Here is a 19,749-nt window from a genome sequence, read left to right on the forward strand (position 1 = left end):
TCAGGACTCCTGCAGGCTGGCCCGCGGGCAGCCGGCGTGTAGCAGAACCTTGGTCAGCAGATGGGTCAGCGTCTGCAATTCTTCCGTGCTCAGGCAGGCGACCAGCTCGTTCATCGCCGCCGAGGCGATCAGAGGAAGCTGCTCCTGGACCTTCCGTCCCGCTTCGCTGAGATCCAGGCGCAGGCAACGGCGGTCTTCGGGACAGCGACCACGCAGCAGCAGCCCTTTTTTCTCCAGGCGCGCCAGCATGCGAGTCATCGAGCCGCTGTCCACCGACAGCTCGCGACACAGTTCGACCGGACTGTTGGCACGGTTGAGACCGACGAAGATCAGCACCTTGAACTGGGCGGCGGTTATGTCCAGCGCGGCTAGGTGCTTCTCGAGGATGCGGTCCTTGGTCGCGGCACTGACGCCGATGAGCTGGCCAATGGAGCCCTTGAAGGGAAAGTCGGAAGCGCTGTAGTGGCCCATGGGGGATCGCTGTCTAGGCAGGGAAAGTGTTTCAAAATAATACTGCCTAGGCAGCGATTAACAAGAGGTCAACCGTTGCAATAAAAGAACAATCCGTTCCTTCGAACGTCATACGATGCCGTTTTGCAACTATTGCCGGTGCCGAAGTCCACTTTCGGATTAACCGGAAAGCCAGGCTTATGCACAAGCGGGCAAGGGATAGGAAGGAAACGCTCTAAGAGTCGCTGCGGTTATTTCGGTTGTTATCAAGATATTGTTTTATATGGATTTTATTTTTTCTGTTCATTTTTTGAACAGCATTGCCCGCCCCTGGATACGGGCCCCTCGGCAGATGTTTCCCAGAACTTGTCACCAGACTTATCCACAGGTTGTGTGGGCAACCATCCGGAACACCCGTATCAGCTGAGCTCCGCAAGGATCAGCAGGTTTCGCGGAGACAGGGAGGTCGGACAGAACTCGCCTAGGCGGACGCTATAGCCCTGTTCGACCAGATACAGGCAGCGGTCCAGCAGCAGCCAGAGTTCCAGCGGGCGGCGGAACAGGGCGCGCACCAGTTCCAGGTTGCGAACCATCGCCAGGCGCTTCCAGCCGGCCGCTTCCAGCGCCTGCCAGTCGCGCGCGGCCGGTTCGGGAAGTCCCTTGAGGGCGGCGAGTTCGCGACAGTAGTCGGCGTATGGACGTTCCAGCCAGGCCACCGGAAGGGAAGGCACGCTGAGGTACTGGTCGATTCCGCGTAGCTCGCGCTGCAGCAGGTCGAAACCCAGGCGCCGGGCCATCGACTGGTCGCGCTGGCGACGGACCCGTTGGCTGGCGGTGACTGTCTCGCTCAGGGGCAGGCGCAGGTCGTCAAGCGATAGCGCGAGCAGCGATCGGCCTGCTGCTTGCGAGAGTGGCTGGTAGAAAGGCCCCGGAATGCGGTTGTAGCAGCATGGCGCCACCGCCAGTTGGCGACAGCCGGCCTGGCTGGCCAGGCGCAGCAGGCGCAGGTGCAGTTCGCCGCAAGCGTGCAGGGCCACTGGCGTATGCCCGGGAAGCAGGCGCTCGGCGCAGTCCACGGCCAGCACATCCTGGCGGAGGTGGTGGGCGGAGAGCCCCAGGCGGTCGCTCAGGCGCTGTCCGTCGGCGACCAGCGCGGGATCGTGTTCGAGGCAGGTCAGCGGTTGCCCCGCATGGGCCAGCAGGCGGCCCAGATGGCCCTTGCCGGAGCACCAGTCGAGCCAGTGGACGACCGGCCTGGCGAACTGCAGGCGCCCGGCGAACAGGCCGATCTGCTGCCACTTGCGTCCCGGTACGTCGACATTGAAGCGGTTCGGTGCCTGCGGGCGTTCCGCCAATGGCAGTTCGCCGACCGCGCCCAGCGCTGCGGCCTGGGCGGCGAGCTGCGGATAAGGCGCGGGCGCGGCCAGGCGGGTGGGCTGGTTGTGCTCCGCGTCGGCCTGTTCGAGGCTGCGCCCGCGCAGCCAGGACGCCAGCTCGGCGTGTTCGGCTTCCCATGCCAGGGTCGGTTCGCTGAACGGGCGGGGTCGCCAGAGCCGCTGGTGTTCGAGGAGGAACGCGTCCAGCGCGAGGAAGCGCTGCGACAGGGCGTCGCCAGTGAGGAACGGGAAGGTTTCGGACACGATGCGAGCGGCAGCGGGAAAACGGGGCGGCGATTATAGCCGCCCCGCAGGCATCGGAAAGCGCCCGCTCAGCGGCCCTGGGTGGCGTCGACCCGCAACCAGCGTTCGATCAGGCGGAAGATCCGCGTCAGCACGATGGTGATCACCAGGTACAGCGCGCCGGCCAGGCAGAAGAACAGCATCGATTCGTAGGTGCGGGCGATGATGGTCCGGGCCATGCCCATGATGTCGAACAGGGTCACGGTGTAGACCACCGCGCTGGCCTTGAGCATCAGGATCACTTCGTTGCTGTAGGCCGGCAGGCCGATGCGCACCGCGCGCGGCAGGATGATGTGCCAGAGCGCCTGGCGCCGCGACATGCCGAGGGCGCGGGCGGCCTCCACCTCGCCGACCGGCACCGAGTGGATCGCGCCGCGGAGGATCTCGGCGATATAGGCGGCGGTGTGCAGGGTCATGGTCAGCAGCGCGCACCAGTACGGATCGCGCAGGTAGGGCCAGAAGGCGCTCTTGCGCACTTCCTCGAACTGCGCCAGGCCGTAGTAGACGATGAACAGTTGCAGCAGCAGCGGCGTGCCGCGGAAGAAGAAGATGTAGGCGTACGGCACCGCGCGCACGTACCAGTGCCGCGAGGCGCGGGCGATGCCCAGCGGCAGGGCCAGGGCGAGCCCGGCGACCACCGCGATCGCCAGCAGCTCCAGGGTCAGCGCCGCGCCCTGGAGCATCTTCGGCATCCACTTGAGGATCAGCTCCCACTCGCTCATAGCTCGTTCCTCACGAAACCACGGCCGGCGCGACGTTCGAGGAAGTGCAGGGCGACCATGATGACGACCGTGAGGCTCAGGTAGATGGCGGCCGCGGTCATGTAGAAGGTGAAGGGTTCCTTGGTCGCGTTGGAGGCGACCTGCGCCTTGCGCATGATCTCGTCGAGGGTGATCAGCGACACCAGCGCGGTGTCCTTCAGCAGGATCAGGTACAGGTTGCCGAGGCCGGGCAGGGCGACCCGCCAGATCTGCGGCAGGACGATGCGCCAGAAGATCCGTCCGGGCGACAGGCCGAGCGCCTGGCCGGCCTCGCGATGGCCGCGCGGAATGGACAACAGCGCGCCGCGGAACACCTCGGTGGCGTAGGCGCCGAAGCACAGGCCGAGGGCCAGGGTGCCGGCGGCGAACGGCGAGAGTGCCAGGTCCGGCTTGCCGAAAAGGTCGCCGAGGGCGTTCAGGCCGCTCACCGTGCCGAAATAGATCATCAGTACCCAGAGCGTTTCCGGCACGCCACGGACGATGGTGGTGTAGGTGCCGCCGAGGAAGCGCAGGGCCGCGTACTTCGAAGTCTTCGCGATGGCGCCGAGGAGGCCGAGCAACAGCCCCACGCAGACCGCCGCCAGCGACAGCTTGAGGGTCATCCAGGTACCGGCGAGCAGTTGGTCGCCGAACCCATGCAGGTCGAGAATCATGAGAAGTCAGGCCTGAAGGCGGCCACCGCCGGGACGCGCCCGGCGGTGGCCTGGCTTGGCATCAATAGATGCTGAAGGGGAAGTACTTGTCGTTGATCTTCTTGTAGGTACCGTCGGCGACGATTTCCTTCAGCGCGGCGTTGAGCTTCTCGCGCAGCGGGTCGCCCTTGCGCACGGCGATACCGATCTTGTCGTTGTCGAACACCGGTTCGCCCTTGAACTCGAACTCCTTGCCGGCGTCGCTCTTCAGCCAGTCGTACTGCACGAACTTGTCGGCCAGCACGCCGTCCAGGCGCCCCGAGGAGAGGTCGAGGTAGGCGTTCTCCTGGGTGTCGTAGAGCTTGATGGTGACCACGTCGGCCATGTTGTCTTCCAGCCAGGTGCCGGCGATGGTGGCGCGCTGGGCGCCGATCACCTTGCCCTTCAGGGAGTCCTTGTCGGTCTTGAAGTCGACGCTCTTCGGCGCGACGAACTGCAGCTTGTTGGTGTAGTAGGGATCGGTGAAGTCGACTGCCTGCTTGCGCTCGTCGGTGATCGACATGGACGCGACGATGAAGTCGAACTTCTTGGCGTTCAACGCCGGGATGATGCCGTCCCAGTCGGAGGTCACCACCTCGCACTCGGTCTTCATCTTGGCGCACAGCGCCTTGCCGATGTCGAGGTCGAAGCCGACCGCCTGGCCGCTGGCATCGATGCCGTTGAAGGGCGGGTAGGCGCCTTCGGTGCCGATGCGCAGCTTGTCGGCGGCGCTGGCGTCGAGGGCGAAGGCCAGGGTTGCAGCGGCGGCCAGCAGGATCTTCTTATAGTTCTTCATGCGGTGTTGCTCCGTTAGCGGTGGCTGGACATGAACTGTTTGCAGCGCGCCGACTGGGGGTTTTCGAAAACCTGTTGCGGCGTTCCCTGCTCTTCTACCAGGCCCTGGTGGAGGAATACCACCTCGCTGGAAACCTGGCGGGCGAAGCTCATTTCGTGGGTGACCAGCAGCATGGTCCGGCCCTCTTCGGCGAGCGCACGGATCACGTTAAGCACTTCCTGTACCATTTCCGGGTCGAGCGCCGAGGTGGGCTCGTCGAACAGGATCACCTTGGGTTGCATGGCCAGGGTCCGGGCGATGGCCGCGCGTTGCTGCTGGCCGCCGGAAAGTTGCGCGGGATAGCTGTGGCGCTTGTCGGCGATGCCGACCTTGGCCAGTAGGCCCTCGGCGATCTCGATCGCTTCGGCCTTGCTCTTGCCCAGTACGCGACGTGGCGCCTCGATCACGTTGTCGAGGATGCTCATGTGCGGCCACAGGTTGAAATTCTGGAAGACGAAACCGAGTTCGCTGCGCAGCCGGTTGATCTGCTGGCTGTCGGCGGCGACCAGGTCGCCGTTCTTGCTCTTCTTCAGGCGCAGCTCTTCGCCGGAGACCAGGATCTGGCCCTGGTGCGGGTTCTCCAGCAGGTTGATGCAGCGCAGGAAGGTGGATTTGCCCGAGCCGGACGATCCGAGGATGGAGATCACGTCGCCGTCGCGGGCGGTGAGGGAGATGCCCTTGAGCACTTCGAGGTCGCCGTAGCGCTTGTGCAGGTTACGGATTTCCAGTGCGGGGGTGGCCTCGGCCATGGATTTTCCTCTTGTTATTCGGATTGGAAGGGCCTTCCTGGCGAAGGCAAGCTAGCACAGCGCTTCAACCGGAGCCAAGCAGGCTGCGTGCCTCTGGAGCGGGGTTGGCGGCATCTTGTCGCATCGCTGCAGTGCGCTGTCGCGTAGGAACAAAACTGTCGGCTTTCGAAGAAAACTCCTGGCGAACCCTGACCTGAAGCAGAGCCTGGAGGTCGGTGCGCGCCCCGTTCCCGGGCACGCAGGACCGCCTATGGAGCCGCCGGCGGCTGCTCCGCGCACGGCTCCGCCAGCACCTTGGCGGCGGCCAGCGGCGGCGGTGGGGTGATGCCCATCGACACATAGATGCTGGTGAAGGTGTCCATGCCGATCTGTGCCGGTTTCACCCATTCCACCGGAACGTAGAGCAGGCCGCCGCCCACCGGGATCGGCGCGGTCGGCACCAGGATCGCGTAGTGCGCGCGGCCGTCCAGTTCCACCGCTTCGGGGTTGGGCATCAGCGCCAGCACGGCGGCGCCGTCGCCGCCGAAGAAACACCACACCGGACTCATCGCGGCGATGTCGGCGTCCTGCTTCTTGTCCAGCAGGCCGACGAAACGGTCGGCCAGGTTGTACAGGTTGCCGATCAGCGGGGTGCGCCGCAGGGTCAGGTCGAACAGGTTGGCCAGCGGCCGCTTCAGGCCTAGCTGTACGCCGAGGCCAAGCAGGTAGATGGCTACCAGCAGTAGCGCGGTACCGAGCAGGTAGGCCAGTGGCGAGTCGCCGGCGAGCGGCTGGCCGATGGCGGCGAAGCCGCGACCGATCAGGCTGGATGGACCGACGAAGCGGTTCAGCAAGCTGACCACCCAGGCCAGCAAGGCCAGGGTGAGTACCAGCGGCAGCATCACCAGCAGGCCGGCGAGCCAGGTGGCGAGCAGGGAGTTGAAGCTTTTCTTCAGCATCGATCGGGGGTCCGGACAAGGTCCGCCTAGTCTATCGGCACTGCCTGGCTCACGCTCGGCCGTTCGCCGGGATGGGCGAAAGATCCGCCGCGGCGATTCGTCATTCCTTGTAGGCTGTGCGAGTCGCGTTCATTCCAGCAGGCCTTCACGGAGGGCGTATGGCGGAGAGAAAGACCCTGTTGCTGACCGGGGCGAGCCGCGGTATCGGGCATGCCACGGTGAAGTACTTCAATGCCGCGGGTTGGCGGGTGTTCACCGCGTCGCGGCAGAGCTGGGCCAGCGAATGTCCCTGGGCGGACGGCGAGGAAAACCACATCCACCTGGACCTGGAGGACATTCCCGGCGTCGAGGCCAGCCTGGAACTGATCCGCGAGAAGCTCGGCGACGGCCGGCTCCACGCGCTGGTGGACAATGCCGGCATCTCGCCCAAGGGCGAAGGCGGCGAGCGCCTCGGTGTGCTGGAAACCGACTACGCCACCTGGCTGCGGGTGTTCAACGTCAACCTGTTCTCCACCGCGCTGCTGGCGCGCGGCCTGTTCGCCGAGCTGAAGGCGGCGCAGGGAACGGTGATAAACGTGACCTCCATCGCCGGCTCGAAGGTGCATCCGTTCGCCGGGGTGGCCTACGCAACTTCCAAGGCGGCGTTGTCCGCGCTGACCCGCGAGATGGCCCACGACTTCGGCCCGCATGGGGTGCGGGTGAACGCCATCGCGCCGGGGGAGATCGACACCTCGATCCTGTCGCCGGGCACCGAGGAGATCGTCGAGCGCAGCATCCCGCTGCACCGCCTCGGCCGGCCGGAGGAGATCGCTTCGCTGATCTACTTCCTCTGCACCAGCGGCGCATCCTACGTGAATGGCGCGGAAATCCACGTCAACGGCGGGCAGCACGTCTAGGCGAACGGCGGAAAGCAAAAAGGCCCACCCGGAGGTGAGCCTTTTCGTCGTGTTCATGGTGCCCAGGGACGGAATCGAACCGCCGACACGGGGATTTTCAATCCCCTGCTCTACCAACTGAGCTACCTGGGCAACGGGGCGCAATTAAACGGGTTTAGCGCGGCAGTGTCAACACCGGCGAAGAAATTTTTTTGTTTTTTAACGCCTTACGATCCCCTCGCGGTTTCCGCCGGACTGCCGGGCCTCAGTTCCAGGCTTGGCGTTCCTCGTCGCGCAGCTCCACCGGCAGGCTCCGGCCTTCCTCGGCGGAGCGTCGTGCCAACTCCAGCAGGGCCATCAGCGCGCAGGCCTGTTGCGCCGACACCGGGTTGCGCGACTGGCCGCGGATGGCGGCGGCCAGCGCCTGGTAGTAGCGGCTCTGGTCGCCAGCCGGGGTGACCAGCGACTGGCGCAGGCCCTGGCCGTCGATATGCTGCAACAGGTCGGGATCGCGGCCCCAGCCGGCGGAACCGGGGTGCAGTCCCTGGAGCAGTTGCGCTTCCTGGATGTCGGCGCCGGCCTTTAGCAGGCTGCCGTGGTCGCCGTGCACATTGAAGCGTGGCGCCGGATTGGCAGCGAGCATGCTGGCGCGCAGCGCCACCTGGCAGTGCGGATAGTCGAGCAGGACCTCGAACCAGTCGTCGGTCTGCGCACCCTCGCGCAGCCGGCGCAGGTGCCCGTGCATACGCTGCGGTACGCCGAACAGGCACAGTGCCTGGTCGAGCAGGTGCGGGCCGAGGTCGAACCACAGCCCGGAGCCGGGCAGGTCGTGTTCGCGCCAGCGGTCGCGGACCTGCGGACGGAAGCGCTCGATGGCCGACTCGAAGTAGCGCACCGGGCCGATGCTGCCGGCCTGCAGGGCGGCCTCCACGGCGAGGAAGTCGCTGTCGAAGCGCCGGTTCTGGAACACCGAGAGGACCTGGCCAGGCCGTTCGCGGGCGAGGTCGGCGAGGCGCCGGGCTTCGGCCAGGGTGACGGTGAACGGCTTGTCCACCACCACGTGCTTGCCGGCGCGCAAGGCCCGTTCGGCGAGGCTGGCGTGGGTGGCATTGGGCGAGGCGATGACCACCAGGTCGATGTCGGCGGCCTCGATGGCCTCATCCGGATCGGCGCTGACCCGGGCTTCGGGCAGGTCGGCGTGCACCCGCACAGGGTCGCGGGAGACCACGCGCTCCAGGCACAACGCCGGTACCGCGCGGATCAGCGGGGCGTGGAAGGTCTTGCCGGCGAAGCCGTAGCCGATCAGCGCGGTGCGGATCGGAGGCAGGCCAGAGAGGGATGGGGTCATGGCGGCCTCCGTCGGGCGGGGTGGGGCTCAGGCGGATGGCGGCACGTAGCCGTCGGCCTTGGCGTAGTCCTCGCCGGAGAGGAACTTGTCCATCTCCTGCTGGAGGAACTTGCGGTCCTCGGCGTTCATCATGTTCAGGCGACGCTCGTTGATCAGCATGGTCTGGTGCTTCTGCCACTCGTCCCAGGCCTTGCGCGACACGTTGTTGTAGATGTCCTCGCCCTTCGCGCCCGGATACGGCGGGCGGTCGAGGCCGGGCAGTTCTTCGTGGTACTTGCGGCACATCACGGTGCGGCTCATGGTCGTTCTCCTGCAGTTGCCGCCGGGCCCGCGGGCCCGGCATTCACGCGGCCGTGCCGCGTCCGAGTTCCTGTTCTGCGCGCTTGAGCAGCTTCTTCACCGGAGCGGCGAGGCCCAGGCGCGGCGGGGTGGCGAGGTTATACCAGAGCCAGTCGCCCTCGGCCACGGCGCGCGGAGCGCCTTCCACCGCCACCAGCCAGGGCTCGATGGCGAGCTGGAAATGACTGAAGGTATGGGTCAGGCCGCTCAGTTCGCGGCGCTCGCCGAGGGCCAGGGAATGGCGCGCGGCGAGCGGTTCGAGGCCGTCGAGGTCGTCCAGTTCAGGGAGGCTCCAGAGCCCGCCCCAGAGTCCGCTGGAAGGCCGCCGGTAGAGCAGTATGGCGCCGTCGCGGTTGGCCAGGATCGGCATCAGCGTGCGCTTCTGCGGCAACGCCTTGCGCGGCTTGGGCTGCGGATAATCGGCTTCGCGGCCGAGCAGGTGCGCGCGGCAGCCGGAGACCAGCGGGCAAAGCAGGCAACTGGGCTTGCTGCGCGTGCAGAGGGTAGCGCCGAGGTCCATCATCGCCTGGGTGTAGTGGTTGACCCGTGCGTGCGGGGTGAAGCGTTCGGCGGCCTCCCACAGCGCCCTGGCCACCTTCGGTTCGCCGGGATAGCCGTCCTGCGCCAGGTAGCGCGCCAGTACGCGCTTGACGTTGCCGTCGAGGATCGGGGCGCGCAGGCCCATCGACAGGCTGGCGATGGCTCCAGCGGTGGAGCGGCCGATGCCGGGCAGTTCGGCGAGTTGCTCGACGTCGCGGGGGAACTCCCCGGCATGCCGCTCGACCACGATCTGCGCGGTCTTGTGCAGGTTGCGCGCACGGCTGTAGTAGCCGAGCCCGGTCCACAGGTGCAGGACTTCGTCCTCGGCCGCCGCGGCCAGTGCCTCGACGTCGGGCAACGCTGCCATGAAACGGTCGAAGTAACCGAGCACGGTGCTGACCTGGGTCTGTTGCAGCATGATTTCCGAGACCCACACCCGGTAGGGGGTGATGCCCTGCTGCCAGGGCAGGTCCTTACGACCGTGACGGTCGTACCAGTCGAGGACCGCGCCGTTGAAGCCTTCAGGTGTCATTTGCGGTTGAACAGCCCTTTGAGTGCGTCTTTCAGCTCCGGACTGACCTTGTCGCCGAGCTTCTCTTCGAGTTTTTCGTTGAGGCGATTGCCGGCCAGTTTCGCGGCGACCTTGCCCAGGCCTTCCTTGTCCAGGCGGCAGGCCTTGGCGCCGAGTTCCAGCGGGCCGCGGCAGAGCAGCGGCCATTCGATGCCGGCGTAGCGCTGGTTGACCTGGCAGGCCGGGTCCGGCATGTCGCTCTTGTCGCCCTGGATCTCCACGCCGATGCGATAGTCCATGCCCAGCACGCGCAGGTCGATATCGCCGTGGCCGCTGACCGCCAGGCCGGGAATGGCGACCTTCAGGTCAGGGTTGCTGGCCACGCCGTTGGTGAAGTTCAGGCTGCCCTTGAGCTCGCGGAAAGGCGTGTCCTTGCCGCCGTGGGTACCGGCAAGGGCCTTGCGGTTGAGGGTAGCGATGCCCTGGCAGAGCTGTTGTTCCAGGTTGGCGTCGAGCAGCACGCCGTTGATCAGGCTGAAGCGTGCGCTGCCGTTGAGATGGTCGATCCAGGACTTCTCGCTGTTGCCGCTGGTGCGGATGTCGGCGTCGAGGTCGAGCAGCCCCTTCACCGGCGGTTTCTTGCCCTGGGCTTCGAGCAAGCGCTCCACCGGCACGTTGGCGATGTGCTTGGTGGCGGTCAACACGGCGCTGTCCTGGCGTACGTCGAGGTTGGCCTTGGCGTTGAAGCGGCCGTTGTACAGCCCGCCGCGCATGTCGTCGAGGCTGATCACGCCGCCCTGGCCACGCAGCTTCAGGCTGGCGTCGTCGATCGGCAGCTTCTCGACGGTCAGCCGACCGAAGTTCAGCGCCACGTCCAGGTCGAGCTTGCGCAGGGTCGCCATGGGCAGCAACGGCGCGTCGCTCCAGGCCTGCCTGGTCGGTTTTTCCGGTAGCGGCGTGTTGCCCTGGGCGGCACTGGCCACGGTGGCGTCGACTTCCGCCTTGCGCGTGGCGCTGGCGGCATCCTGGGCCTGCTTGGCCTTGGCCGGCAGGTAGCGGTCGAGGTCGAGCTTGTCGCCCTTGAGCTGGGCGCGCAGCGATTGCCTGGCGAAATCGGCGATGCCGAAGCGGCCGCTGAAGGCGGTGTCGTCCAGACCCAGCTTGAGGTCTTCGAGATTCAGGCTGTTGCGGCTGCCGGCCAGGCGGGTGTTCAGCTCGAACTTGCCGAGGGTGTTGGCGTCGGCCATGGCCGGCAGGGTCACACCGATGCCGGCGAGGAACTCGCGCAGGTTCATCGGCGCGATCGACAGGCCGCCGCTGAACTTGGCGTCCTTGCCCAGCTCGCGGGCCTTCAGTTCGCCGAGGGCGCGCAACTGGTTGACGCTCAGCTTCAGGCCGTTCCACTCGGCGATCTGCGCCGACTGGTCGAGCAGCAACTGGCCCTGGGCGGAGAAGGTGGCGGTCTTGCCTTGCAGCGGCTCGCCCGAGGCCTCGCCGGAGAGCCTGGCGTCTTCCAGTTGGTAGCGTCTGAGCGCGGTGTCGAAGCGCAGGTTGCCGGTCAGCTCGGTCTTGACCCGCACCACCGGCTGGTTGGTGCCGAGGTAGGCGTTGAGTTTCAGCGGAATGCTGCTGCCTTCGCGAATGGCGCCGGTGCTCAGCTCGATGCCCTCGACGTTGTACTGCTTGCCGCTGGCTTCGTCGGTGTAGGTGACGCGGGCGTTGTTGACATTGAGGCTGTCGATGTCGAGCTTGATCGGGGTGCGCGGGCTGTCGTTCTGCGGCGCCTGCTCGGGTGCCTGCGCCTGGGCGCCCTTGCCGTCCGCTGCCGGCGGGGTGGCGGAAGGAGCGGACGGGGCCTGGGGCTGGGCCGGCTTGCCGATGTTTTCCCAGTTGCCCTTGCCCTGCTTGTCGCGGACCAGGTCCAGGCTCAGGCCTTCGACGCGGATCGCGCTCATCTGCACGTCCTTGCGCAGCAGCGGCAGGACCCGCACCGACAGGCCGAGCATCTGCAGGTCGGCGAACGGCTTGGTCGGCGTGGCGGTACTGGCGATGCTGGTGTCGTGCAGCTCCAGGCCCAGCCAGGGGAACAGGCTCCAGCCGATGTCGCCCTTCAGGTCCAGCTCCAGGTTGGCCTTGTCGCGGGCGATCTGGCGAATTTCGTCCTTGTAGTCATTGGGATCGAACAGGTGGGTCAGGGCGAAGCCCAGGGCCACGACGAGCAGTAAGAGTCCCAGGAAGAACAGCCCCAGGACCTTGCCGAATGCTTTCATGGACGAATCCTTTGTGCTGGCAGCGGTGAATGTGCGGGCGAGTATAACAACGCCGTTTTGCCAGGCCGACCCTGCGCGCGGCGAAACCTCGTCTCAGAGTGCTCGGGCGACCCGTTCGGCGAGCGCCAGGCTGGCGGTGAGGCCGGGCGACTCGATGCCGAACAGGTTGACCAGGCCGGGCAGGCCGTGTTCGGCAGGGGTTTGGATGATGAAGTCGGCGGCGGGTTCCCCCGGCCCGCCGAGCTTGGGCCGGATGCCGGCGTAGCCGGCGGCCAGGCGCCGAGGGTCGATGCCGGGGAAGTAGCGCGAGATGGCCTGGGCGAAGGCGGGGCCGAGGGATTCGTCGACGCGGTAGTCGAGGTTGTCCACGTAATTCACGTCGGGACCGAAGCGCAACTGGCCGCCGAGGTCGAGGGTGGCGTGGATGCCGAGCCCGGCGGTGCGCGCCTCGGGCATCGGGTAGACCAGGTGGCGGAACGGCGAGCGGCCGCTGTAGGAGAAATAGCGCCCCTGGCACAGGTGCAGCGCCGGCACCAGGCGCGGATCGAGGCCTTCGGTGCGTTGCGCCAGCGCCTGGGCGAACAGGCCGCCGGCATTGACCACCCAGCCCGCGCGCAACCGGAACGCTTCGCCGACGCTCTGTCCTTCGGCGCGCCAGCCGCCGGCGTGGCGCTCCAGGCGGTCGACCCGGGTGTCCAGCGCCAGTTGTGCGCCGTGGCGCTCGGCGACGGCCTGCAGCGATTGCAGGTAGGCGTGGCTGTCGATGATTCCCGTGCTCGGCGAGAGCAGGGCGGCGACCCCGCGGACCTGGGGCTCCAGCGCGCGCAGCGTGGCGCCGTCCAGCGGCGTCAGGTCGTCGACCCCGCAGGCGCGGGCGTTGGCCGCCAGGGCCTGGAGCTTCTCGCGCTCGTTTTCCTCCATCGCCACCAGCAGCTTGCCGATGCGCCGGTGGCCGACGCCGTGGTGGGCGCACCAGGCGTACAGGCGTTCGCGGCCTTCCAGGCAGAGATCGGCCTTGAGCGAGCCGGGCGGGTAGTAGAGGCCGGCGTGGATCACTTCGGAATTGCGACTGGAGGTGTGGCTACCGACCAGCCGTTCGCGCTCCGCCACCAGTACGCCGTGGCCGGCTTCGGCCAGGCGCGCGGCGCAGGCCAGGCCGAGGGCGCCGGCGCCGACTACCAGGACGTCGACGTCGTTCATGCGTCGCTGGCTGCGCGCTGCAGCACGGCGACGATCGCTGCCCGCGCCTGCGGGCTGTTCTTCCAGCAACTGGAGCCGGTCAGGGCCGCGCCTTGGGCGAGGATGCTCGCGGCATCGCTGTCGCGCAGCCGGACGAAACTGTCCAGGCCCATCTGTTCCAGGCGTTGCAGCACGGTCGGGCCGACTCCCTTGAGGGCGAGCAGGGCGGTGCGTTCGGCGGTGGAAAAGGACATGGCGAAGCTCCTTGGCTGGGACCGCCGCCGAGCATATCAGAGGCTGTCCAGCGGCAGCCCGTGGCGCGCGGCGAGGGCGAGGGATTCCAGGTTCCCGTCCGGGGCGACCAGGCGCAGCGGCTTGCCGGCTTCGGCAGCCAGGCGCCGGGCCTCGTCGAGGAGGCGTCGGCCGACCCCGCGGCCGCGGGTGATGCCGCGCACGCAAAGGTGCGACAGCTGCCAGGCGTCGCCGCCGCGCCGCAGCAGGGCGGCACCCAGCAGGCGGTCGTTGAAGCGCCCGGCGATCAGCTCGCCGGCGGCCAGCCCGGCCGCGACCAGCGCCGCGCCGTCGGCATGCGGGGCGAACAGCCAGTCCGGCGCGTCGGCGTAGATCTTCGCCAGGTCCAGGCGATCCTGGGCGCTGGGTTGGGCGAGGGTTTCGACGATCACGGGCATGCGGCTCTCCGCGGCGGGATGGAAGGAGCGCAGTGTAAGGCCTGGCCCGCCGCCCGTGGGGCGATTCGCGCCGACGGTCGCGGCTGGCAGCGCCAGCCTGGGCCTGCCTATAATGCTGGCCCTCTTATAATTACGTGCAGTGTTAGCTGTGGAGCTGGTGATGGCCGAACGCAAGGCATCCGTCGCGCGCGACACCCTGGAGACCCAGATCAAGGTCTCCATCGACCTGGATGGGACCGGCAAGGCCCGGTTCGATACCGGGGTTCCCTTCCTCGACCACATGATGGACCAGATCGCCCGCCACGGCCTGATCGACCTGGACATCGAGTGCAAGGGCGACCTGCATATCGACGATCACCACACCGTCGAGGACATCGGCATCACCCTCGGCCAGGCCTTCGCCAAGGCCATCGGCGACAAGAAGGGCATCCGCCGCTACGGCCACGCCTACGTGCCCCTCGATGAGGCGCTGTCGCGGGTGGTCATCGACTTCTCCGGGCGGCCCGGCCTGCAGATGCACGTTCCCTTTACCCGTGCCAGCGTCGGCGGCTTCGACGTCGACCTGTTCATGGAATTCTTCCAGGGCTTCGTCAACCACGCCCAGGTGACCCTGCACATCGACAACCTGCGCGGGCACAACACCCACCACCAGATCGAGACCGTGTTCAAGGCCTTCGGCCGCGCGCTGCGCATGGCCATCGAGCTGGACGAGCGGATGGCCGGGCAGATGCCGTCGACCAAAGGGTGCCTGTGATGCAGACGGTAGCCGTGATCGACTACGGCATGGGCAACCTGCACTCGGTGGCCAAGGCCCTCGAGCACGTCGGTGCCGGCCGGGTGCTGGTGAGCAGCGACGCGGCGGTGATCCGCGAGGCCGACCGGGTGGTGTTCCCCGGGGTTGGCGCGATCCGCGACTGCATGGCCGAGATCCGCCGCCTGGGCTTCGACGCCCTGGTCCGCGAGGTCAGCCAGGACCGCCCGTTCCTCGGCATCTGCGTCGGCATGCAGGCATTGCTGGAGCGCAGCGAGGAGAACGACGGGGTCGACTGCATCGGTCTGTTCCCCGGCCAGGTGCGCTTCTTCGGCAAGGACCTGCACGAAGCCGGCGAGCACCTGAAGGTGCCGCACATGGGCTGGAACCAGGTGAGCCAGGCGGTGGAGCACCCGCTGTGGCACGAGATTCCCGACCAGGCGCGCTTCTACTTCGTGCACAGCTACTACATCGAGGCCGGCAATCCGCGCCAGGTGGTGGGGCACGGGCACTACGGCGTCGATTTCGCCGCCGCGCTGGCCGAAGGCTCGCGTTTCGCCGTGCAGTTCCACCCGGAAAAGAGCCATACCCACGGCCTGCAACTGCTGCAGAACTTCGTGGCCTGGGACGGGCGCTGGTAGGCCATGGCCAGGGCGAAGAGCAAGACGCCGATCCTCCAGCTGGACGCCGCGCAGACCCAGGACGCGGTACTGGCGATCAAGCGCTTCATGGAGGACCGCTTCGAACTGGAGCTGGGCTCCTTCGAAGCCGAGGAACTGCTCGATTTCTTCGCCCGCGAGTTCGCCCCGTACTTCTACAACAAGGCCATCCTCGACGTGCAGTCGTACCTGAAGGAACGGTTCGAAAGCATCGAGAGTGATGTCTGGGCGCTGGAAAAGAGTTGAGTTTCCGCGCGCCTGCCCACCGAATACAGACTTGAACAGGGTTCACCGATGCTGATCATTCCCGCGATCGACTTGAAAGACGGCGCCTGCGTGCGTCTGCGCCAGGGCCTGATGGAAGACGCCACGGTCTTCTCCGACGATCCGGTGGCGATGGCCGCCAAATGGGTCGATGGCGGTTGCCGCCGCTTGCACCTGGTGGACCTGAACGGCGCTTTCGAAGGCAAGCCGGTCAACGGCGAGGTGGTCACCGCCATCGCCCGTCGCTACCCGGACCTGCCGATCCAGATCGGTGGCGGCATCCGCTCGCTGGAAACCATCGAGCATTACGTTCGCGCCGGCGTCAGCTACGTCATCATCGGCACCAAGGCGGTCAAGCAGCCTGAGTTCGTCGGCGAGGCCTGCCGCGCCTTCCCGGGCAAGGTCATCGTCGGCCTGGATGCCAAGGACGGTTTCGTCGCCACCGACGGCTGGGCCGAGGTCAGCGAAGTCCAGGTGATCGACCTGGCCCGTCGCTTCGAGGCCGACGGGGTGTCCGCCATCGTCTACACGGATATCTCCAAGGACGGCATGATGCAGGGCTGCAACGTCGAGGCTACCGCCGCGCTGGCCAATGCCACGCGGATCCCGGTGATCGCCTCCGGCGGTATCCACAATCTCGGCGACATCCAGAAGCTGCTGGACGCCCGCACCCCGGGGATCATCGGCGCCATCACCGGCCGGGCGATCTACGAAGGCACCCTGGACGTGGCCGAAGCCCAGGCGCTGTGCGACAACTTCAAGGCCTGAGGCGAACCGCATGGCACTGGCAAAACGCATCATCCCCTGCCTCGACGTGGACAACGGCCGAGTGGTCAAGGGCGTCAAGTTCGAGAACATCCGCGACGCCGGCGACCCGGTCGAGATCGCTCGCCGCTACGACGAGCAGGGTGCCGACGAGATCACCTTCCTCGATATCACCGCCAGCGTCGACGGGCGCGACACCACCCTGCATACCGTCGAGCGCATGGCTAGCCAGGTGTTCATTCCGCTGACCGTGGGCGGCGGCGTACGCAGCGTGCAGGACATCCGCAACCTGCTGAATGCCGGCGCGGACAAGGTCTCGATCAACACCGCCGCGGTGTTCAACCCCGAGTTCGTCGGCGAGGCCGCCGACCGCTTCGGCTCGCAGTGCATCGTGGTCGCCATCGACGCGAAGAAGGTTTCCGCCCCAGGCGAGGCGCCGCGCTGGGAAATCTTCACCCATGGCGGGCGCAAGCCCACCGGGCTGGATGCCGTGCTCTGGGCGAAGAAGATGGAAGACCTGGGCGCTGGCGAGATTCTCCTGACCAGCATGGACCAGGACGGCGTGAAGAGCGGTTACGACCTGGGCGTGACCCGCGCCATCAGCGAGGCGGTGAACGTACCGGTGATCGCTTCCGGCGGCGTCGGCAACCTGGAGCACCTGGCCGCCGGCATCCTCGAGGGCAAGGCCGACGCGGTGCTCGCGGCGAGCATCTTCCACTTCGGCGAGTACACCGTGCCGGAAGCCAAGGCCTACCTGGCCAGCCGCGGTATCGTGGTGCGCTGAGGCACGTTGCGCCGCAGCGCACAGGGCCGGTGATCGGCTAGCCATTCCTGAGCGCGAGTCGACACTCGCGCGGCTTTCTTTCAGGTACAGTCACGCCCCCCGCATCAGGTGCCGCTAGAGCGCCGATGCCCTGCCATAACGACAAACATTGCGACCGACAGGGAGTCCTCCATGTCCATCTTCCGTCTGGCTCTCGGCTGCGTCGGCAGCCTGGCCCTGCTATGCGCTAGCGCCCTGGCGCGCGCCGAAACCCTGGTCCTGCTGACCGAGAACCTGGTGCCGTTCAACATGGCGGTGAACGGCGGCAACTACGCCAAGAACGATGGCATCAGCGGCATCAGCACCGATACCGTGCGCGCCGCCTGCGAGCGCGCGCAGATCGAGTGCCAGCTGATCCTGCGTTTCCCCTGGGACCGGGTCTACCAGCAGGCGCTGAGCGAGCCCGGCTATGGCGTGTTTTCCACCGCCCGTACGCCGGAGCGCGAGGACAAGTTCAAGTGGGTCGGCCCGCTGGCGGTCAACGACTGGGTACTGATGGCCCGCGGCGACAGCAGCATCCACCTGAACAGCCTGGAAGACGCCGCGCGCTATCGCATCGGCGGCTACAAGAACGACGCCATCAGCCAGCACCTGGTCGACCGCGGCCTGCAGGTGCAACTGGCGCTGCGCGACAACGAGAACGTCGACAAGCTGGCCAGCGGGCAGATCGATCTCTGGGTCACCGCCGATCCGAGCGGGCGCTACGTCGCCCAGCGCGAGGGCCTCAAGGAGGTGAAGGTGGTCCAGCGTTTCCATACCGCCGAGCTGTTCCTGGCGCTGAACAAGGACACCCCGGACGAGCTGGTGCAGAAGTTGCAAACGGCGGTCGACGCGCTGCGCAGCGAAGGCTTGTTGAAGCAGATCCGCGAGCGCTACTGACGCCTCGCCGGCGATGCTGGCAAAAGGCTGGCCTGGCGGCGCGGCGCTGGTTATTCTGCCTCGCTCCAGGCCCCTGACAGGATGACAACAATGCAAAGAAGCCTGCTCTTCGCGCTGCTCGCAACCCTGCTGTTGGTCGGCGGCGCGCGCGCCGAAACCGATCCCGACTACAGCATGGTCCTGCTCACGGAGAACTTCCCGCCGTACAACATGGCGATCAACGGCAAGAACTTCGCCCAGGAAGACAACATCGACGGCATCGCCGTGGATATCGTCCGCGAGATGTTCAAGCGCGCCGGCATCAAGTACAGCCTGACCCTGCGTTTCCCCTGGGACCGCATCTACAAGCTGGCGCTGGAGAAGCCCGGCTACGGGGTGTTCGTCACCGCCCGCCTGGCCGAGCGCGAGGACAAGTTCAAGTGGGTCGGTCCGATCGGCCCGGACGACTGGGTGCTGCTGGCCAAGGGCGACAGCCCGATCACCCTGGGCAGCCTGGACGAGGCGAAGAAATACCGGATCGGCGCCTACAAGGGCGATGCCATCGCCGAGTTCCTCGGCAAGAACGGTTTCGAGGCCGACCTGGCGCTACGCGACCAGGAAAACGCGCAGAAGCTGGTCAAGGGCCAGATCGACCTCTGGGCCAGCGGCGATCCCGCCGGGCGCTACCTGGCCAAGCAGGAAGGCGTGACCGGCCTGAAGACGGTGCTGCGCTTCAACAGCGACCAGCTGTACCTGGCGCTCAACCGCGAGACTCCCGACGAAGTGGTGCAGAAGCTCCAGGCAGCCCTGGACGGCATGCGCAAGGAAGGCTTCGTCGAGGACATCCTCAACAGCTATCTCTGATTCGCTCCGTCCGGCCGACAGGGGGCCGGGCGGGGAAACGCCTTTGCCGGCCCCGCCGGCAATGCCATGGAAGGCCGACGAGCCAGGTATTTCGTCCTGACGCAGGGATGCCGCTAGCCAATAACGATAACCAAGCGAGCGGTGTGACCATGCTGAAAGTCCTGATCCAGACCCTGATCCTGGGGGTGTTGCTGGGGGCCTCCGCGGCCCGTGCCGAATTGCCCGCCGACTACAAGGTGGTGCTGCTGACCGAGAACTTCCCGCCCTTCAACATGGCGGTGGACGACAAGAACTTCGCCCGCGACGATGGCATCGACGGCATCAGTGCCGACATCGTCCGGGAGATGTTCAGGCGCGCCGGCATCGGCTATTCCCTGAGCCTGCGCTTCCCCTGGGACCGCCTGTACCGGTTGACCCTGGACAAGCCCGGCTACGGGCTGTTCTCCATGACCTACACCCCCGAGCGGGTGCCGCAGTTCAAATGGGTCGGCCCGCTGGCCGACACCAGTTGGGTGTTGCTGGCGCCGGCCGGCAGCAAGATCGCCGTGAAGAATCTCAAAGACGCCGCCCGCTACAAGCTCGGCGCCTACAAGAACGACGCGGTCAGCCAGCACCTGGAGGCCCAGGGCATCCCGGTAATCAACGCCCTGCGCGACCAGGAAAACGTGAAGAAGCTTACCGGCGGGCAGATCGACCTGTGGGCCACTACCGATCCGGTCGGCCGCTACCTGGCCAAGCAGGAAGGCGTGTCCGGCCTGCAGACGGTGCTGCGTTTCAACGAGGCCAAGCTCTACCTGGCGTTGAACAAGGACACTCCGGACGAGGTGGTGGAGCGCCTGCAAAAGGCCCTGGAGCAGATGCGCCAGGAAGGCTTCGTCGACGAAGCCGTCGCCAACTACCTCTGACTGGCGGGCGCCCCTCCGCCGGCGCG

At 66.7% G+C, this 19,749-nt stretch carries 23 protein-coding genes and 1 tRNA gene; 9 read left to right on the plus strand and 15 right to left on the minus strand.

Annotated elements, in window-relative coordinates:
- The 7 genes from FOC67_RS28140 to FOC67_RS28170 form a co-directional block, all read right to left on the minus strand.
- Positions 1-471: a MarR family winged helix-turn-helix transcriptional regulator gene (locus tag FOC67_RS28140; protein WP_003110596.1), complete on the minus strand. Its 471-nt coding sequence runs from the start codon at positions 469-471 to the stop codon at positions 1-3.
- 398 nt (positions 472-869) lie between these two features.
- Positions 870-2,090 (minus strand): methyltransferase, encoded by a 1,221-nt coding sequence (locus FOC67_RS28145; RefSeq protein ID WP_009314456.1) that lies wholly within the window; start codon positions 2,088-2,090, stop codon positions 870-872.
- 68 nt (positions 2,091-2,158) lie between these two features.
- Complete coding sequence (locus FOC67_RS28150; RefSeq protein ID WP_003096163.1) at positions 2,159-2,851, minus strand: ABC transporter permease; 693 nt, start codon at positions 2,849-2,851, stop codon at positions 2,159-2,161.
- A complete protein-coding gene (locus tag FOC67_RS28155) occupies positions 2,848-3,543 on the minus strand; it encodes an ABC transporter permease (RefSeq protein ID WP_003110597.1) in 696 nt (231 codons plus the stop codon). Before FOC67_RS28155 ends, FOC67_RS28150 begins: the two co-directional genes overlap by 4 nt.
- 61 nt (positions 3,544-3,604) lie before the next feature.
- Entirely contained in the window at positions 3,605-4,357 is a 753-nt protein-coding gene (locus FOC67_RS28160; protein ID WP_003096156.1) for an ABC transporter substrate-binding protein, read from the minus strand.
- Between the two features lie 14 nt (positions 4,358-4,371).
- Positions 4,372-5,145, minus strand: a complete 774-nt coding sequence (locus FOC67_RS28165) for an ABC transporter ATP-binding protein (protein ID WP_003096153.1) — start codon at positions 5,143-5,145, stop codon at positions 4,372-4,374.
- Between the two features lie 248 nt (positions 5,146-5,393).
- Positions 5,394-6,083 carry a DUF502 domain-containing protein gene (locus tag FOC67_RS28170; protein ID WP_009314455.1) on the minus strand — a complete coding sequence of 230 codons (690 nt, stop codon included), beginning with the start codon at positions 6,081-6,083 and terminating at the stop codon, positions 5,394-5,396.
- A 158-nt stretch (positions 6,084-6,241) separates the two neighbouring features.
- Here FOC67_RS28170 and FOC67_RS28175 point away from each other — a divergent pair, with 158 nt between their 5' ends.
- Complete coding sequence (locus FOC67_RS28175; RefSeq protein ID WP_003096148.1) at positions 6,242-6,979, plus strand: SDR family NAD(P)-dependent oxidoreductase; 738 nt, start codon at positions 6,242-6,244, stop codon at positions 6,977-6,979.
- Positions 6,980-7,035: 56 nt separating this feature from the next.
- On the opposite strand, the gene FOC67_RS28180 is transcribed toward FOC67_RS28175, so the two are convergent.
- From FOC67_RS28180 to FOC67_RS28215, 8 genes are all read right to left on the minus strand, one after another.
- Positions 7,036-7,111, minus strand: a tRNA-Phe gene (locus FOC67_RS28180).
- 112 nt (positions 7,112-7,223) lie between these two features.
- Complete coding sequence (locus tag FOC67_RS28185; RefSeq protein WP_009314454.1) at positions 7,224-8,306, minus strand: oxidoreductase; 1,083 nt, start codon at positions 8,304-8,306, stop codon at positions 7,224-7,226.
- 27 nt (positions 8,307-8,333) lie between these two features.
- Positions 8,334-8,606, minus strand: coding sequence for an oxidative damage protection protein (locus tag FOC67_RS28190; protein ID WP_003096100.1), 273 nt, complete (start codon positions 8,604-8,606; stop codon positions 8,334-8,336).
- A gap of 43 nt (positions 8,607-8,649) precedes the next feature.
- Complete coding sequence (gene mutY / locus FOC67_RS28195; protein ID WP_003110600.1) at positions 8,650-9,717, minus strand: A/G-specific adenine glycosylase; 1,068 nt, start codon at positions 9,715-9,717, stop codon at positions 8,650-8,652.
- Entirely contained in the window at positions 9,714-11,966 is a 2,253-nt protein-coding gene (locus tag FOC67_RS28200) for an AsmA family protein (protein WP_009314453.1), read from the minus strand. Before FOC67_RS28200 ends, mutY begins: the two co-directional genes overlap by 4 nt.
- Before the next feature lie 93 nt (positions 11,967-12,059).
- Positions 12,060-13,166: an NAD(P)/FAD-dependent oxidoreductase gene (locus tag FOC67_RS28205; RefSeq protein ID WP_009314451.1), complete on the minus strand. Its 1,107-nt coding sequence runs from the start codon at positions 13,164-13,166 to the stop codon at positions 12,060-12,062.
- Positions 13,163-13,399: a hypothetical protein gene (locus FOC67_RS28210; protein WP_009314450.1), complete on the minus strand. Its 237-nt coding sequence runs from the start codon at positions 13,397-13,399 to the stop codon at positions 13,163-13,165. Before FOC67_RS28210 ends, FOC67_RS28205 begins: the two co-directional genes overlap by 4 nt.
- Positions 13,400-13,435: 36 nt before the next feature.
- A complete protein-coding gene (locus FOC67_RS28215; RefSeq protein ID WP_009314449.1) occupies positions 13,436-13,834 on the minus strand; it encodes an acetyl-CoA sensor PanZ family protein in 399 nt (132 codons plus the stop codon).
- 160 nt (positions 13,835-13,994) lie between these two features.
- On the opposite strand from FOC67_RS28215, the gene hisB reads away from it, so the two are divergent.
- The 8 genes from hisB (at position 13,995) to FOC67_RS28255 (ending at position 19,723) form a co-directional block, all read left to right on the plus strand.
- Positions 13,995-14,588, plus strand: a complete 594-nt coding sequence (hisB, locus tag FOC67_RS28220; RefSeq protein ID WP_003096088.1) for an imidazoleglycerol-phosphate dehydratase HisB — start codon at positions 13,995-13,997, stop codon at positions 14,586-14,588.
- Positions 14,588-15,226 (plus strand): imidazole glycerol phosphate synthase subunit HisH, encoded by a 639-nt coding sequence (hisH, locus tag FOC67_RS28225; protein ID WP_003096087.1) that lies wholly within the window; start codon positions 14,588-14,590, stop codon positions 15,224-15,226. The genes hisB and hisH overlap by 1 nt, the downstream gene beginning before the upstream one ends.
- Positions 15,227-15,229: 3 nt before the next feature.
- On the plus strand, positions 15,230-15,490 hold the full coding sequence (locus FOC67_RS28230) for a DUF2164 domain-containing protein (protein ID WP_003096084.1): 261 nt from the start codon (positions 15,230-15,232) through the stop codon (positions 15,488-15,490).
- A gap of 48 nt (positions 15,491-15,538) precedes the next feature.
- Positions 15,539-16,276 (plus strand): 1-(5-phosphoribosyl)-5-[(5-phosphoribosylamino)methylideneamino]imidazole-4-carboxamide isomerase, encoded by a 738-nt coding sequence (gene hisA / locus FOC67_RS28235; RefSeq protein ID WP_003106336.1) that lies wholly within the window; start codon positions 15,539-15,541, stop codon positions 16,274-16,276.
- Between the two features lie 10 nt (positions 16,277-16,286).
- Positions 16,287-17,057 carry an imidazole glycerol phosphate synthase subunit HisF gene (gene hisF, locus FOC67_RS28240; RefSeq protein WP_003106334.1) on the plus strand — a complete coding sequence of 257 codons (771 nt, stop codon included), beginning with the start codon at positions 16,287-16,289 and terminating at the stop codon, positions 17,055-17,057.
- Positions 17,058-17,228: 171 nt separating this feature from the next.
- Positions 17,229-17,975: an ABC transporter substrate-binding protein gene (locus tag FOC67_RS28245; protein ID WP_003111636.1), complete on the plus strand. Its 747-nt coding sequence runs from the start codon at positions 17,229-17,231 to the stop codon at positions 17,973-17,975.
- Between the two features lie 90 nt (positions 17,976-18,065).
- The gene (locus FOC67_RS28250) at positions 18,066-18,818 is read left to right on the plus strand and encodes an ABC transporter substrate-binding protein (protein WP_003106330.1); all 753 of its coding nucleotides are present in this window, start codon (positions 18,066-18,068) and stop codon (positions 18,816-18,818) included.
- A 149-nt stretch (positions 18,819-18,967) separates the two neighbouring features.
- Complete coding sequence (locus FOC67_RS28255) at positions 18,968-19,723, plus strand: ABC transporter substrate-binding protein (protein WP_003096075.1); 756 nt, start codon at positions 18,968-18,970, stop codon at positions 19,721-19,723.
- Positions 19,724-19,749: the final 26 nt, after the last annotated feature.

The organism is Pseudomonas sp. FDAARGOS_761, from assembly GCF_013343155.1.
Taxonomy (GTDB): Bacteria; Pseudomonadota; Gammaproteobacteria; order Pseudomonadales; family Pseudomonadaceae; genus Pseudomonas; species Pseudomonas aeruginosa.